Below are 15,031 nucleotides of genomic sequence, written 5' to 3'. Positions count from 1 at the left end.
TACTATTTAATTTCAAATATCGACAAAATAAACAATCTACTTATTTATTACAATCTCATTATCTTCGTAAGAAATCCAGTCACTCCAGCTTCCTGCATATAATTTTACATTTAAAAATCCTGCTTCTTGTAGCATAAGCACATTAGGGCAGGCAGTTACACCTGAACCGCAATAAACAATTGTTTCTTTTTCTTTATCAAGATGGGAAAATCGAAGCAATTGTTCTTCCTTATTTCGAAAGGTTCCATCTGCAGCAATTCCTTCTTTCCAAAAGTAGTTTACAGCAGTTGAAATATGCCCAGCCTTTGCATCGATGGGCTCAACATTCCCTTTATACCGTTCCGGCTCTCTCGAATCGATAAGGGTAAAATCTTTTCCCTCTAGAATGCGCATTTTCACATCCTCCATACCTACAACATAGTCTCGTTGTAGGTTGGGAATGTATGTCTTTTTAGAGAAGACAGGTACTTCTGTAGATATATCATAGTCTCGATCCAGCCAAAGTGGCCATCCCCCATTTAAAACAAAAACTTTCTTATGGCCAAGAAACGTAAGTAACCACCAAAGACGAGAAGCCATTGCACCGTCTTCGCTATCATACGCTATAACCGTTGTATGTTCATCTATACCGGCTTCAGCTAGTTTTTGAGAGAATTTCTCCATATCAGGTAACGGATGACGTCCACCGTGAGCCTGTACTTCACTTGATAAATCTTCATTTAAATCAAAATATACTGCATGTGGGATATGTCCATCCTGATATTGTTTTCTTCCCCAAGATGGATCATTCATTTGAAATCGACAGTCAATTATTCGCAAGCCATCATCTTGAAGATTCTCGGCTAGCCATTGTACATCGAGTACATGACTCAATTCATACTCCCCCTTATCCTTGTGATAGACGACCAACATATTCCTTTACCATTTCATTTGTAACAAGCTGACGATTTGGAACAATACCTTGTTTCGCAAGTTCATTTATTTTTTTAGTTACTATATTTATAGGTTCAACTGAAAAATTATTTCCTTTTTGACATTGTGTGACTGCTGTGCTAATTGCTTCTTCTCTTTGTTTATCTAATTTGAAAAAGGTTGATACGAGTGTATGTTGTTTTTGTGAATGACTTGAAATTGCTTCATGTACTTCCATTATAATCACCTCTTCTAGATCATATGTTTGTTTGAAATGGATACATTTTATTTCTATAGCACCTATATATTGAGATTATTATAGCACGTTTATATCTTTTTCGATCATTGTAATAATAAGATGTAGCTTTTTTTGTGCAAGTTCATAGGACGATACATCAATATGTTCCGAAAGAGCAGCAACAATTCCCTCATAGTATTTTGTAACATCCTCTTGTAATTCTTTTTTCGTCGTTTGCCATATTTTTTCCCATTCTTTCTTATAGTAGACGGTTATCATTTCCTCTTCGTCTTGAACATAAGAATCCATCGGCCCGTCTAAAACTTCCTGCATTTCTTCTTGCATCAATACTTTCTCATTTTTCTCGAAAAAGCTCTTTGCATTTTTAAAATACGACATAGCTTTTTTAAATTGATTTAACTCTAGCTTTTGAAATGGTTCAGTATGTGTGACGGATGCAATGGTGAAATCCTCTCCCTTAGTGAAAGGAACACCATCTGAAATTTGTAAACATTCTTTTTGCAATCCTTCAGATGAAAATTGTAGCTTTTTTTGCATCCAATTTTCTATGCGAAGGGAGGTTGCTCTCATTTCTTGCATAAGGTCATTTTTAAGAAAATCAACAAGCTCTGCCACACAATTATAAAGAATTTGTTTTATGTCACCTTTATCTGAGCGCAAGGTCGCTGGGTTAAAGAATTCAATAAATACATCATTGTAACGGAGCATAACTCGTTTTTTAACATAAAAGAGAAGCTCACGTATTTCCTGAACGAGCGCTTGTTCTTCCGTTAGCACGCTATAGTTTGAAATCATTTTAATAATCGATGCGTGCTCTTGTTTATATTGTTTACGTTTTACCTCTTTTTCTTCATTACCAGCTTTCGCGTTTGCGAGGATACTAGCTACTAAATTGTGTGCAGATTTCACATCTGATTGTAAGGAAGAAAGAGAAACTAGCATTAAATCGCGCATAATAAATGTAGTGAATGCTTCTTCAAATGCTGCTATGCCTGATGTTTCAAGAACTCCATATGCTCCCTTTTCTTTAACTGTTCCAAGTTTTTCCTCTAGTGCAAATAAGCTTGATATAGGATATAAACGTGGATTACGAATTCCATATTGTAAAAGCTGTCCACGAATATAATCCTTAACTGTTTGAAGTTCTTCTGTCGTTGCTGCTAAATCAGCTGCATTAATCATGAAAAACATTTTATCCATTGCAAATGAATCCTTTACACGTCCAAGCTGTATTAAAAACTCACGATCAGCGCGACTGAATACATGATTGTAGTAAGTAACAAATAATATGGCATCTGCATTTTTAATATATTGAAAGGAAACATCCGTATGACGTGCGTTCACAGAATCTGCTCCGGGCGTATCCACAATCGTAACTCCTCTACGAGTTAGCTCGCAGTCATAGTGAAGTTCCATAAATTCCACAAAGCATGATTTTTCCTCATTTGCAACATAGGATGAAAATTCACTCATATCCGTTGTAATTTTTTGTCCAAGTTTATCAGCAAATGTACTGTAACCTGTCTGTACAGCTCGCAAAAAGCTTAGTGTTGTTTTCTGACGTGCACTCGGTGAGGAATGCTTAAGGAGATCATCAATACCTCTGACTGCATCATCTAGCGTTGCGACTTGCTTTTCAAATAATTTATAAATCCGCTGTAAATCCTCGAATAAAATTGTTGCAGATTTCACCATAATCGTAACGCTTCCATGCGGATGCTCCTGTGATACAGGAACAATTTTATTAATAGCTGCAGTCGTAGGGTTTGGTGAAACCGGTAAGACCTTAGCTCCAAGCAAGGCATTAGCAAAGGATGATTTTCCTGCACTAAATGCTCCAAATAGTGCAACCGTAAATTGCTTTGTATCAACGCGGCGACGTTTTTCTTCTATTTCCTCATATAAATGACGCAGTGCAGAGAATGGTTGGATAATAGATTCTGCTTCGCGAATATAATTCGTAATAACTCTTACGCGTTCTTGTGCCGTTCCTTTTTTTTCGATGACTTCTTCTATGATTTCTGGCTCTTGGTTTTCAACGATGTCATTTTCTTTTACGAATAACGGGTGCTCCGTTACTATAACTTCTTCCTCTTCTAGCAAAGCAAGTGAGAGCGGTTCAATTTGCTTACGACCTTCCCAGACATCAAACAAATCTTGTAAATAAGTCGTAACAATATGCAGGCTTTCTCTACCTTCTGTTCTATCACTATATTCCTTCTCCATTTCACGTATATGATCATTCACTTCAGCCAGTTCTATTTCCCACTTTTCATGTAAAATAGGAAGGACTTGTTCGAGAAAAGAATTCGCTTTAGTGCGAATGATGGACTTAATTGCGGCGGCAACATCGTTCGTATACGTCAGGACGTAGTTTCCAGATAAACCTGCACTTCGTTTAATTGCTTCTGTCAATAAAGAGGCTGTAAATGTAGTAGAAAGGCTATATACGTCCTTTCCAAGTTCCTCATTGTAAATATCATAAGCTTGTAAAAAGGACAATATATATTGTTTTACATGTACATCTAGCTGTGTTTCAGTTGTTTGACTAATCTTTTCAAAAAATGCAGTGCGTCTTTGTTCCTTTTCCTTTTCTGTTTTTGCCTTTGAAAAAAGGATACCTACTTTAAAATTCGTCAACTCTGTTTCTAAATATTTTTCTGCTAACGCACGTACATCGAAAGGAAGTAGATACGCATTTTGCAAAATATGCTCCAATTCGTTTGCAAATTGCACTTTTACTTTCTCTTCTTTTTGCAGTAACTCGTTTTTTCTAGCATAATTTTCTTGTAACGCCCGTTCTGTATTCTCAACAGATTGCAATGATACATCATACTCATTGTTTTCAAGACTTTTACGAATGCTCTTTTCGTGCTCCTGAAGTAAATACGTTATCTCTTGATGCACGCTTTCTTCTAAATAATCCGTTCGTTTTTCCATAATGGATGCTAATAATTGTTTTAATTGCATGATTTCATTATAGAGATGATTTGGACTTCGAAGCGTAGTATAAAAGATACCATCTACATGAATATTCCAATTTAAAAACGATTGTTTCACACTATCCATATAGAGAGAGAAGGACAATTCTTCTTCCTTGTGCTTATCAATTTGATTTACAACTAAATATACTGTTTTATTCCGTTCCTTAAGTTCCTTCACAAATTGTAAATTCACCTGTGATTGAACATGGTTATAATCCATCATATAGAAAATAACGTCTGCCACATGAAGCGCTGATTCCGTTGCTATCTTATGTGCGTCATCAGTTGAATCAATCCCTGGCGTATCAACGAGAATCACACCATCCGGAAGAGATGCATCTTCTCTCGTGATGTGTACACCAATAACTTCCTCTCCATTCTTAAAGAGCTGCTTTAACTGTTCATCGGTGTATGCGCCTTCATAGGAATGTTTAACACCTGATTTTAATGTGATCACAACACGATTGTGCCCGCGCTGAATTTTCACAACGTTCGCGCTCGTTGGGATTGGACTCGTAGGAAGTAAATCCTTCCCATACAATTCGTTTAGCATTGTTGATTTTCCAGCTGAAAAATGTCCACAAAATGCAATCATAAACTCATTCTGCACATATTTTTGAATAACCTCATGGGTCCGTTTACTATTTTCCAAATCCCCTTTACTTTTCATCATCTCGTACAAGTACAACATTTGTTGTACTTGTGAATTCGCAATTTGTACCATCTACCCGTTCCCCTTTACTTAAGATGACACGCCGAGTTCAAAAACGTATCTCCCCATATTCGAAAACGTAACCGTTTCCACCTAAAATATTTCACTTATGTTCTATCTTACTAAATTTTCGAGAAAATAAAAAGTAAAGCTTAATCGGCTTGTAAGCTCCGGAGGGCAGAGGGTTTTGTTCAGCTGACATATACGAAAAAGGATGAAGCAAAAGAAATTCTTTTGCTTCATCCTTTTTTATCTATAAATTAGTGAGAAACTCGTTTTAAAACCACTGTTGTTAGCACCGAATATACAACTACCGTTCCTGTTAAAAAAGCGATTACCATATTTATCACCCTTTTTGATAATGATTATCATTTCTTGTTTGTATTATAGCATTACAGAGAATGATTATCAATATATATTATGGCGTAAATCGCGAAATGTTTGTGAATCTTTGTCCATAATTTGTCATCTCTAGTAGTGCTTTCTCTTCTTCACGAATTCTTATAAAAAGAATATATACATTACATAAACTAAACAGGATTGCTGTTACATAGGCCTGGAAAAAAAGAGGAATAAGTAAAAATTCGCACACGACAACTACATAATTTGGATGTCGAATCAATCGATAGGGACCTTTTACAACAACATCTTTCTTTGGAAGAACTAGAATTTTAGTATTCCACCGCTCTCCTAGAGAAACAATTACCCATAATCTGAGCAGTTGTGTTAAAGACAATGCTATTATCAATAAGGGCCAAAGGATTGAAAGTCCCTTATGAAAAATCATTACTTCACTTAGATATGAGATGAAAAAGGTGATATGTAACAGGACAATAACAGCATATTGCTTTTTTCCAAACTCTATCGCCCCCTTCTTTTTCATCATTCTTTCATTTTTCTTTGCAATGAACAACTCTACAATTCGTTGCAATATGAAAAATGAGAAAAAGAAATAGAAAATCATCCAACTTCCTCCCATTCAACTAGCAGCAGTTCAGAGCTAAACCCAGGTCCTAACGCAGCAAGTAAACCGAATTGTCCTGGTTCATTCACTAACGACAAATATCTTTCAATTACATAAAGTAAGGTTGCAGATGACATATTGCCATAATCCCTCAGTACTTCAAACGAAACTCGCGTATGCTCCAAGCTCATTCCAAGAGAATCTTCATACGCCTCTAGCACTTTTTTCCCGCCTGGATGAGCAATAAAGTGTGAAACATCCTGTAATTCCAACCCTTTATCATGTAAAAAACGGACTACATTTGGACGAAGCCAACTACGAATAATAGATGGAATGTCTTTAGAAAATATGACATGCAGACCATTATTTCGAATATTCCAGCCCATTACATCTTCGGAATCTTTCATTAACGTGGATTGAGATCCTTTGAATATTGGTAACACAGGTAGGGCAGAGGAAATAGATACCTCATCTCCTGTAATAAAAACACAGGCGACACCATCAGCAAATAGGGACGTCCCAATTAAATTACTTTTGGATTTATCATTACGTTGAAAGGTAAGACTACATAGCTCCACTGTTAGCACAATGACCTTTGCGTTCGGAAATGCTTGGCAGTACTCAAATGCGCGAGACAAACCTACTGCTCCTCCAGCACAGCCTAGTCCCCATAATGGAATTCGCTTGGTATGCGAAGAGAATGGCAATATATTCATAATTCTCGCATCAATGGTTGGCGTTGCAAGACCTGAAGAGGAAATAAAGAAAAAGGCGTCAATTTCCTCCACAGATACAAACTCCTTTAAGAAACGTTCACTTTGTAAGCAATTTTGAATGGCTTTTACCCCGAAAGCAACAGCATATTCTATGTATACATCATTTCGCTCTTCAAACGTATGTTCTTCTTTAAACCATGCTAAATCCTTCGTAAAATGACGTTTTTCAATTTGTCCATTTGCAAAAACTTTCAGTAGCCTTCCCATATCTTTGAAAGAACCATCGAATAAATGAGAAACGAATTTTTCTACAGATTGCTGTGTGAACTCATGAGGCGGAGGACAAATTCCAGCAGATACGATCTTTGGCATACTCTTCACTCCTAGCTCTGCATAATTGTTCTTACTATGTTCAAAGGATGTAAAAGTATACATGAAAAGCACAATCTACTTGCATTTTATAAAAAAAAGCTCCCAATATGGGAGCTTCTCCGTAATGAACTGCCAGTTCAAAGGAGTGATACCTATTTTGTTGTGCCTTCTTATTATACCGTAGTAGTCTGAATCCAATAGTGAAAATAATTGGAAGATTTATTGGAAATAAGGAAATGAGGATTGATTTATTACATATATGATGAATAGGTTCTCTTGATATAATGGATTTGTCGAAGTAAGGAGGAGAGGATTATTTGCGCACGCAAGAACGAATTGCTAGTTTGGATGTTATTCGTGGGTTTGCCATTTTTGGTATTTTCTTTGTCAATTGGCCCACCATGGTCGGGGTCGAGACACTGGAACAAGAACGTGGCTATATAGGATTGGATGCTTATACACGCTGTTTTTATGATTTATTTATCCAAACAAAGTTTTATACCATTTTTTCTATTTTATTTGGTCTTAGCTTTACTATTTTTATGAAAAAAGCAAAAGAAAAGGGAAACGACGCTCCGTTAGTTTATATACGACGCTTAGTCGCTCTATTTATATTTGGGGCTCTTCATTATATCTTATTTTGGAGCGGTGATATTTTACATTCCTATGCTTTATTTGGTTTAGTCCTTCTCCTATATATACATAGAAGTACTAAAACGATTCTCGTTACAGCAATTACTATGCAATGTTTATTTATACTTTTCACCATGCTCACCCTATTCATACCCCTTGAGAATACAATGGTAACAGCAATGCCTATTCCGAGCTTTCAATGGCTATACGTAAGTACTCGCTTTTACAAATTTTTTGGAGAAAATATGACTTCCAATCTTGTCTACCTTCCGGAAATCGCTGGATTATTTCTTATTGGATTATATATAGGGAAAAAAGATGTATTACGTCGGGTTAGTCACTATAAACGACCTCTTCAAATAATACAAATGGTGGCCCTCCTATGTACATTACCAAGCTGGTACTATATTCTTTCCTATTTTAATAACCATACCATTTACTATTCAGCTACAGTCTATCCATTTGTTTCCTTTAGCGGAAAAACGTTATGTTTGTTTTACATTATCACGCTACTACGTCTAATGGAGCACAAAGCATGGCAGCGACTTCTTCATCCATTTCAGTTTGTAGGACGTATGGCTCTGTCAAACTATATTGGACAAACACTTGTAACCCAATTCCTTTTTAGCGGCTTCTTTTCTTCTAGAACGCTTCCTTTATCTATCGGCGTTCCCTATTGTTTCCTTGTATTTATACTCCAAGTGTTCTTTAGTAAATGGTGGCTCTCGCATTTTTCATACGGACCGCTCGAATATATATGGCGATGGGGAACATATGGACGTAAAAAACAACCCTCACTAATTTGATTCAGGTGAGGGTTGTTTTTTAAAATATTTGAAATTTCACGAATAAAAATCAAGAAGCTAACTTTCCATCATGATTCGCCTTGGATTGATTGGATGTTGTATGAAACAAGAGATTTAGAATAATCGCCGTCAAGCTTCCTAGCACAATGCCGTTGTCTGTTAAAATCCGAATGCTTTCCGGAAGCTTTGCGAAGAAAGTTGGAACAGCAGTTACACCAAGACCAATTCCAACCGAACATGCGACTATAAGTAAGTTTTCTTGCTTTGCAAAGTCAACCTTACCAAGCATTTTCATTCCATATGCCATAACCATTCCGAACATAGCAAGGCTTGCTCCGCCAAGAACTGAAGGCGGTATAATTGTCGTGGCTGCTGCAATTTTCGGAACAAAGCCGAGCATAATTAAGAGTCCGCCACAAATATAAANTGACACGCATCGGCAGGACATAACTGAAATCCTTCAGATGTATCAACGCGAACTGCGTATACAAATGTTCCTCCTACAAATTCACAACGCGTAATATATGACCCCAATGATTGTATATATTCTTGGATAAGCGTAATACCGTCAACTGGTTCTTCAAATGCACTGCTTTCTACATATGCTTGCAAACTAGCAACTGTTTGAAACAATTGTACACCAAGACCTTTACCCGCACGATTATGTTTCGTAATGAAAGGCTGTCCTTCAAACTGCTTTGCAGCTTCTATTATTTGTTCCTTACCTACTGCCGCAATAGTTTTTGGTGTATGAATACCTTCTTTATTTAATGCCAAATATTGTGCGACCTTACTAACCTCTAATTGAAGAGCGCGACTACCATTAAACACTTTTCTACCATGGTGTTCTAACCATGCTATATAGGCTCCAGCAAGTTCCGGAGCATATCGATGACCGCGAGTATGAGAAGAGGCACTCATACGACTATAATAAATTCCTTCTGGAGGCTCAGCAGATAAATCAACTGTTCCTGCATTTAAATGCAATACTTCATATGGAAGTTTCAATTCATCTAAGCGTTTCGTTAAATGAATCGTCCATTCGTCATTTTCATGAATAATATAAATCTTTGCCATCTACAATTCCTTCTTTCCTTATAATGTAATCGCTTGTGCTCGTTTTTTTTCTACAATTGGCATTACTTGCTCTGAAAAACGTTGCATTTCTTCTAATTGTGGCGAAAATTGAAGAATGAGAAGATCGACTCCAACACGTTCGAATGCTAGGATTTGATCAGCAATTTGCTCTGGGGTTCCAATTAAATTCGGACGCAAACCACGATTTGAAACAGAATAATCATATAGCTTCACTTGTTGTTCAAGATGAGATTTGCTTACGAAATCATCGTAACCTGCATAACCACTAGAATCCTTAATATCCGTAATACGATCTAATTCAGCCTGTGCTTCTTCTGGTGTATCACGGCAAATAACATAAGCTGCCATACCAAATGTTTCAAACGGTGGTTTCCCCGCATTTTTACGACGTAGTTTCATATCAGCCACTTTCACTTCAATTTCTTCAGGAGTGCCACCATGCATTACATATGCATCCGTACCATTTACAATTACATTCTTACCTTTTTCACTCTCTCCACCTGCATAAAGGAGTGGATACGGTCGTTGAACAGGCTTAGGAGACAGTTTAGCATTTTCAATCGTATAATACTTACCATTATAACTAAATGTATCCTCTGTCCATAGTCCCTTTATAATATCTACAAATTCTTTTGTACGATCATATCGTTCATCATGTTCTGTAAATATACCGCCGTATTGACGCGCTTCCTCTGCCCACCATGCAGACACAATATTTAGTGAAAATCTTCCGTTACATATTTGATCGATGTTTGCTGCCATTTTTGCAATAACTGCTGGGTTGTGGTATCCAGGACGAATAGCAGTTAAAATTTCAATCCGTTCGGTTACCGCTGCAAGTGCTGCTGCTGTTGTCCACGCTTCTAATGAATCCTGATCAGGTCCTTTAATGTCATTTAAATATAGTTCTGCTATAAGAGTAACATCAAACCCCCATTTTTCACCAGATTGTATTACTGATTTTGCATACTCAAACGTCGCCGGCATATTTTCGTCCTCTACATTGCGAAGCCATCCTCCAAAAATCGGAAGCCAAAATCCATATTTCATAACTATTTCCCCTCTCTGTTTGCAAGTAAATACTAGAATAGAAAAAATAAATACTTCAATTAACCTACTGTACTATTTGCTCAGCTTGCTTTTTTAATTCAAACTCAGCATGGATCTTTTGAAGCAAATCACGATCAATGAGTAATCGATATCCCGTTAAGGCTAGCGCCTTTGCCCCTATAATCAAGGCCTGATCTCCTTGCTGGGAACAAGCAGCCTCACGAAACGCATCTGTATGAGCAACTAAATTATCATTTCCTATTTTTATATACGGATGAATGGTAGGAACTACTTGACTTACATTGCCAGCATCTGTAGATCCAATTCCCGTTCTCCCATCACGAAAAACAACCTCGCCTAGCTGCTCTAATTCATTAGCAACAATTTCATCAAACGTAGAATTTAATAATAGATTATCAATTTTGTTCTGGGTTTGCTCGATTTTTAAGGTTGCTCCGGTAGCAAGCGCTGCTCCTTTTGCAATATTAAACACTTTTTCAGTTACTCTCTCGCAAGCTACTCGGGTGTTTGCACGAATGAAAAAACGTGCGGATGCGTAGGCTGGAATAATATTAGGTGCATCACCGCCATTCGTAATAATACCGTGAATACGGACATCAGCTGATAATTGTTGACGAAGCGCATTTATACCATTAAATAAAGATAGAACTGCATCTAATGCATTGATTCCTTTTTCCGGACATGCAGCTGCGTGAGCCGAGACACCGTAAAAGTGAAAATCAAATGGGTTAACTGCAAGCGATTCACTCGTTGTCGACGTTTTATTATGAGGATGAATCATTAAACATGCAGACACATCTTTGAATAATCCAGCACTCACATAACTTCCCTTTGCACTTCCATTTGGTCCCCCCTCTTCTGCCGGTGTACCAAAAACAACAATTTCTCCTCCGGTCTCATCGATGACCTCAGCTACTGCAATTGCAGCTGCTACACTTGTTGTTCCTATAATATTGTGTCCGCAAGCATGACCAAGTCCAGGAAGTGCATCGTATTCAGCAAGATATCCAAGGGTAGGACCTGGTTTACCAGATTGCTTGCTTGCAATAAAACCTGTTTCATGTCCTGCAATATCTTTTGTGATTTCAAACCCTGCCTGCTCTAAAAGAGCAAGTAAGGTTTGGGAAGCAAAATATTCTTGATTTCCAATTTCAGGATTATTGTGGATAGTATGACTCGTATCAATATATACTGCTTCTGCTCTATTGATATTTTCAATAATTCTATTACGCTGTTCCTCCGCTTGTATTACAGACATATCAGCATCCCCTTTTTACAAGTTTTCAATATCCTTTACAGGAATAGACGTTGGAATTTGAGCCCCTTTATATGTTTCTTTAATGAAATTCGCAACCTCTTCTGTTTGATAAATGGCTACTAGCTTTTTCAAAGTTGGATCATCTTTACGCTTCGTTTGCGTTGCTATGATGTTTATATATGGTTTAGCCGTTTGATCTTCCCTGAAAATCGGATCTTTGCTCGGGTTAAATCCAGCATCAACTGCAATACCATTGTTTATGATGGAAGCTGCAACATCATCCATAGCACGAGGAGTTTGACCTGCAGCCACAGGAGTTATTTTTAAATTTTTAGGGTTTTCTACAATATTTTCTAATCCACCCTTACCATCAAAGCCTTGCTTTAATTTTATAAGCCCTGCTTTTTCTAAAAGAATGAGTCCACGTCCTAAATTTGTTGTGTCATTCGGCACTGCAATTTGATCCCCATTCTTCAAATCCTGTACACTTTTTATTTTTTTAGAATACAAGCCTAAAGGCGCGAGTACTGTCGTTCCAATTGCTGTTAGATCTAGATTACGATCTTTCTTAAAGGAATTGAAATACGCTACCGTTTGAAAAGCATTCACATCTACTTCACCATTGCTAAGTGCAAGGTTTGGTTGGATATAATCTGAAAACTTAACGATTTCAATATTAATACCTTCCTTTTTTGCTTTTTCTTTAACAAAATCCCAAACACGTGTATCAGATCCACTAATACCCACCTTAATTGTTTTTTCTACAGGAGTAGATGTTTTGTTACTGCATCCAGTTACAATTAGTAGAATGCTAGCTAGTACGAATAATAGTTTTTTCATGTTTAATCCCCTTTTCCTTTCATGAGTGAACCTCATAATACTTCTAACTCGTTTTTATTTTCCATAGTTCATATGCAGTAGGGTTATGGTAGGTTGATGTAATCCATGCTTTTTTAAGCTTATGTACATGTAATAATTCAACTCTTCTTTACATGAAGTAATCCCCTACTACAAATAAAAAACCTCTTTCTAGAAAATAGAAAGAGGTTGAAATGTTAACAAAAATATGAAAACATTTATAAACTCTTCTTATCTTCCAAGCACTTTTGCTTGCTGGAATTAGCACAGTATTCAAAGAGAATCCGCTGCCGAGGTATCATAGGGCCAGTCCCTCCACCTCTCTTGATAAGAATTCGGAAAATTTATTATATTTTGTAGAGTGTCTTTATTCTAATAATTTTGTAAAAGAAAGTCAATAGTTTTTACCCATTAATTTTATCGGATTTTACTGAATTTTATCATATGCATAAAAAAAAGAACACCTTGTAGGTGCCTTTCGTTAAATCGTATTCCGATTTTAATTGGCAGTTACCTGCTTTGACATCCTATCTATCTCATTAAGATGCTGTTCCGATAATTTGAATCCAAGCGTCCCGATATTTTCCTCTGCATGTCGAATCTTCGATGCTCCTGGAATCGCCACCACTGTGTCTCCGTGAAAATGAATTAACCAATTTAATGCAATTTGACTGGTTGTTACGTTATATTCTAAAGCTAGTTTATCTAGAAGATCAATGAGTGGCTTTGTTTTTGCAAGACCTGTAGGTTTGAAATAGGATAAATATTTCCGAGGTCCTGTAATTTTTTTCACAAGTTCTGGATTTTTATGAAACTTGCCCGATAATATTCCTTGTTCAAGTGGAGAATACGCAATAATCGTAATGCCTAGCTCTTTAGCAGCATCCATAATACCGTTTTTCTCAATGCGACGATCAAGTAAGCTATACTTCACCTGATTAGAGGCAAGTGGGTATCCGAACTCCTGCAAAACCGTATGAGCTTCCCTCATTTTTGATTCATTAAAATTACTTACGCCTGCATAACGGATTTTTCCTTCCTTTATGAGCGAAGCCATTGCAATTAACTGTGAGCGAACATTTGAAAGTGCATAGGGTTGATGAATTTGATACAAGTCTATTGTGCGGCCTTTTAAAGCATGTATTCGATTATCGATTGTAGCAGTAATACTACTAGCAGATCGAAATAGTGGCCACCACTTCGTTGCAACTAGAGCATCCTTTGCTTCTTCACCAAGCATTACCAAAGCTTCTGCTAATGCTTCCTCTGACTGCCCTTTTCCATATACTTCAGCGGTATCAAACCAATTGATTCCACCTTGCAAACTAGTCTTGACAATGTTACGAATGTCGTCCTGCGATAAAACTGGCCAAAACCGACCTACCATACCGCTCCCTTTACTAAATTGCCAACATCCAAGACCAAGTGCGGAAATCTCCAATTCTGTTTTTCCGAGTGTTCGAAGCGGTATAGCCGTTTGGTTTAGCATTTGTTTCCCCTCATTTCAATTGTGTATGCACAAATAAGCATAGCATAAGTGACCGAAAGAGCGCACTTTAAACACATTATCTCTTGCATCATGAAATTTGGTTTTTCGTCCCTGTTCTTCGTTTTATAAATAGGATAAGGGCAATTAAGAAAACGAGAACAATACTAGCTGCCGTTACAATATGCTGAACATTAGGTACAGTAATCGCCATTGTCACTGTATTTTCACTAGTAGGATCAATTTGCCATTCCAAATCCTTCCCATCAAAAGATACATCATTCGCATTTGAAGTAATTGCTTTGACAGGGAGAGATACTTTCACACGCAAATCAAGGTTTTGTCTGATTTGACTTGCTACAAATGATGGGGCAGACTGAGCAGCCTTAAATTGCTTGTTTATTGTTTGTAATAAATTATTATAATAGCTTGAAATGTTCAGCTTACCCGTAACGTAATACACCGAATAAAAATACTTATCCACTTGCTCTGTATGAAACGAAATAAATTCATTATTTTCAAGTGTTGCTTTAGACGCAGCATGGGCAACACCAGATTGTTTTGGTTCAAGTCCAATACTCTCCAAATGCTTCGATGCCTGAAAACCAAACTCACTTTGGCTTTCAAATGGCTTGATTACAAACCCATTATTGTGTAATTCATCTTCTAGCGTCGTAAATGGATTGTAAGTTCCAATATATGCTTTGACTTGTTGCTCTAGTCCAAATGTTAAATCAGCATCAGCACTTCCATTTTCATGAACCGTAATATGTGCTTGTCCAGATGCACATCCGCTTACTAATATACTTAGAAAACAAATAAGAATGATTGCTAAAAAAGACTTCTTCGAATACATTGAAATCCTCCTTTCACTGGAAATAATGGTCCTTTTAAAAAAGGAG

The 15,031-nt window shown here is 37.0% G+C and carries 11 protein-coding genes, 2 pseudogenes and 1 riboswitch; of the genes and pseudogenes, 1 reads left to right on the top strand and 12 read right to left on the bottom strand.

From position 1 onward, the window contains the following. Positions 1-36: 36 nt before the first annotated feature. From ACAN53_RS05295 to ACAN53_RS05275, 5 genes are all read right to left on the bottom strand, one after another. Positions 37-873: a sulfurtransferase gene (locus ACAN53_RS05295; RefSeq protein ID WP_379967777.1), complete on the bottom strand. Its 837-nt coding sequence runs from the start codon at positions 871-873 to the stop codon at positions 37-39. A gap of 13 nt (positions 874-886) precedes the next feature. After that, entirely contained in the window at positions 887-1,150 is a 264-nt protein-coding gene (locus ACAN53_RS05290) for a DUF2533 family protein (RefSeq protein WP_379967775.1), read from the bottom strand. A gap of 78 nt (positions 1,151-1,228) precedes the next feature. Further along, the gene (locus tag ACAN53_RS05285; RefSeq protein ID WP_379967773.1) at positions 1,229-4,879 is read right to left on the bottom strand and encodes a dynamin family protein; all 3,651 of its coding nucleotides are present in this window, start codon (positions 4,877-4,879) and stop codon (positions 1,229-1,231) included. 406 nt (positions 4,880-5,285) lie between these two features. Next, positions 5,286-5,831, bottom strand: a complete 546-nt coding sequence (locus ACAN53_RS05280; RefSeq protein WP_379967771.1) for an isoprenylcysteine carboxyl methyltransferase family protein — start codon at positions 5,829-5,831, stop codon at positions 5,286-5,288. Further along, positions 5,828-6,919, bottom strand: coding sequence for a type III polyketide synthase (locus tag ACAN53_RS05275; protein ID WP_379967769.1), 1,092 nt, complete (start codon positions 6,917-6,919; stop codon positions 5,828-5,830). Before ACAN53_RS05275 ends, ACAN53_RS05280 begins: the two co-directional genes overlap by 4 nt. A gap of 317 nt (positions 6,920-7,236) precedes the next feature. On the opposite strand from ACAN53_RS05275, the gene ACAN53_RS05270 reads away from it, so the two are divergent. Continuing rightward, positions 7,237-8,358 carry a DUF418 domain-containing protein gene (locus tag ACAN53_RS05270; RefSeq protein ID WP_379967767.1) on the top strand — a complete coding sequence of 374 codons (1,122 nt, stop codon included), beginning with the start codon at positions 7,237-7,239 and terminating at the stop codon, positions 8,356-8,358. A gap of 49 nt (positions 8,359-8,407) precedes the next feature. On the opposite strand, the pseudogene ACAN53_RS05265 reads toward ACAN53_RS05270, so the two are convergent. The 7 genes and pseudogenes from ACAN53_RS05265 to ACAN53_RS05235 all read right to left on the bottom strand — a co-directional run. Then, positions 8,408-8,791: pseudogene (locus ACAN53_RS05265) on the bottom strand (solute carrier family 23 protein); the annotation flags it as partial. Beyond that, a pseudogene (locus ACAN53_RS05260) lies at positions 8,788-9,435 on the bottom strand (ATP-grasp domain-containing protein); the annotation flags it as partial. The pseudogenes ACAN53_RS05265 and ACAN53_RS05260, both read right to left, overlap by 4 nt. A gap of 18 nt (positions 9,436-9,453) precedes the next feature. Beyond that, positions 9,454-10,506 carry an LLM class flavin-dependent oxidoreductase gene (locus ACAN53_RS05255; protein WP_379967931.1) on the bottom strand — a complete coding sequence of 351 codons (1,053 nt, stop codon included), beginning with the start codon at positions 10,504-10,506 and terminating at the stop codon, positions 9,454-9,456. Between the two features lie 64 nt (positions 10,507-10,570). Beyond that, a complete protein-coding gene (locus ACAN53_RS05250; RefSeq protein ID WP_379967929.1) occupies positions 10,571-11,785 on the bottom strand; it encodes a M20 family metallopeptidase in 1,215 nt (404 codons plus the stop codon). 15 nt (positions 11,786-11,800) lie between these two features. Then, positions 11,801-12,625: a MetQ/NlpA family ABC transporter substrate-binding protein gene (locus tag ACAN53_RS05245; RefSeq protein ID WP_379967927.1), complete on the bottom strand. Its 825-nt coding sequence runs from the start codon at positions 12,623-12,625 to the stop codon at positions 11,801-11,803. A 246-nt stretch (positions 12,626-12,871) separates the two neighbouring features. Next, a riboswitch (SAM riboswitch) is annotated at positions 12,872-12,977 on the bottom strand. 165 nt (positions 12,978-13,142) lie between these two features. Next, positions 13,143-14,132, bottom strand: a complete 990-nt coding sequence (locus tag ACAN53_RS05240; protein WP_379967925.1) for an aldo/keto reductase — start codon at positions 14,130-14,132, stop codon at positions 13,143-13,145. 88 nt (positions 14,133-14,220) lie between these two features. Continuing rightward, positions 14,221-14,985, bottom strand: a complete 765-nt coding sequence (locus tag ACAN53_RS05235; RefSeq protein ID WP_379967923.1) for a hypothetical protein — start codon at positions 14,983-14,985, stop codon at positions 14,221-14,223. Positions 14,986-15,031: the final 46 nt, after the last annotated feature.

Origin of the sequence: Ectobacillus soli, assembly GCF_042610425.1 — a bacterium.
Classification (GTDB): domain Bacteria; phylum Bacillota; class Bacilli; order Bacillales; family Bacillaceae_G; genus Ectobacillus.
The sequence above is the reverse complement of the archived record's forward strand: the minus strand, read 5'-3'. Positions and strand labels throughout refer to the sequence as shown.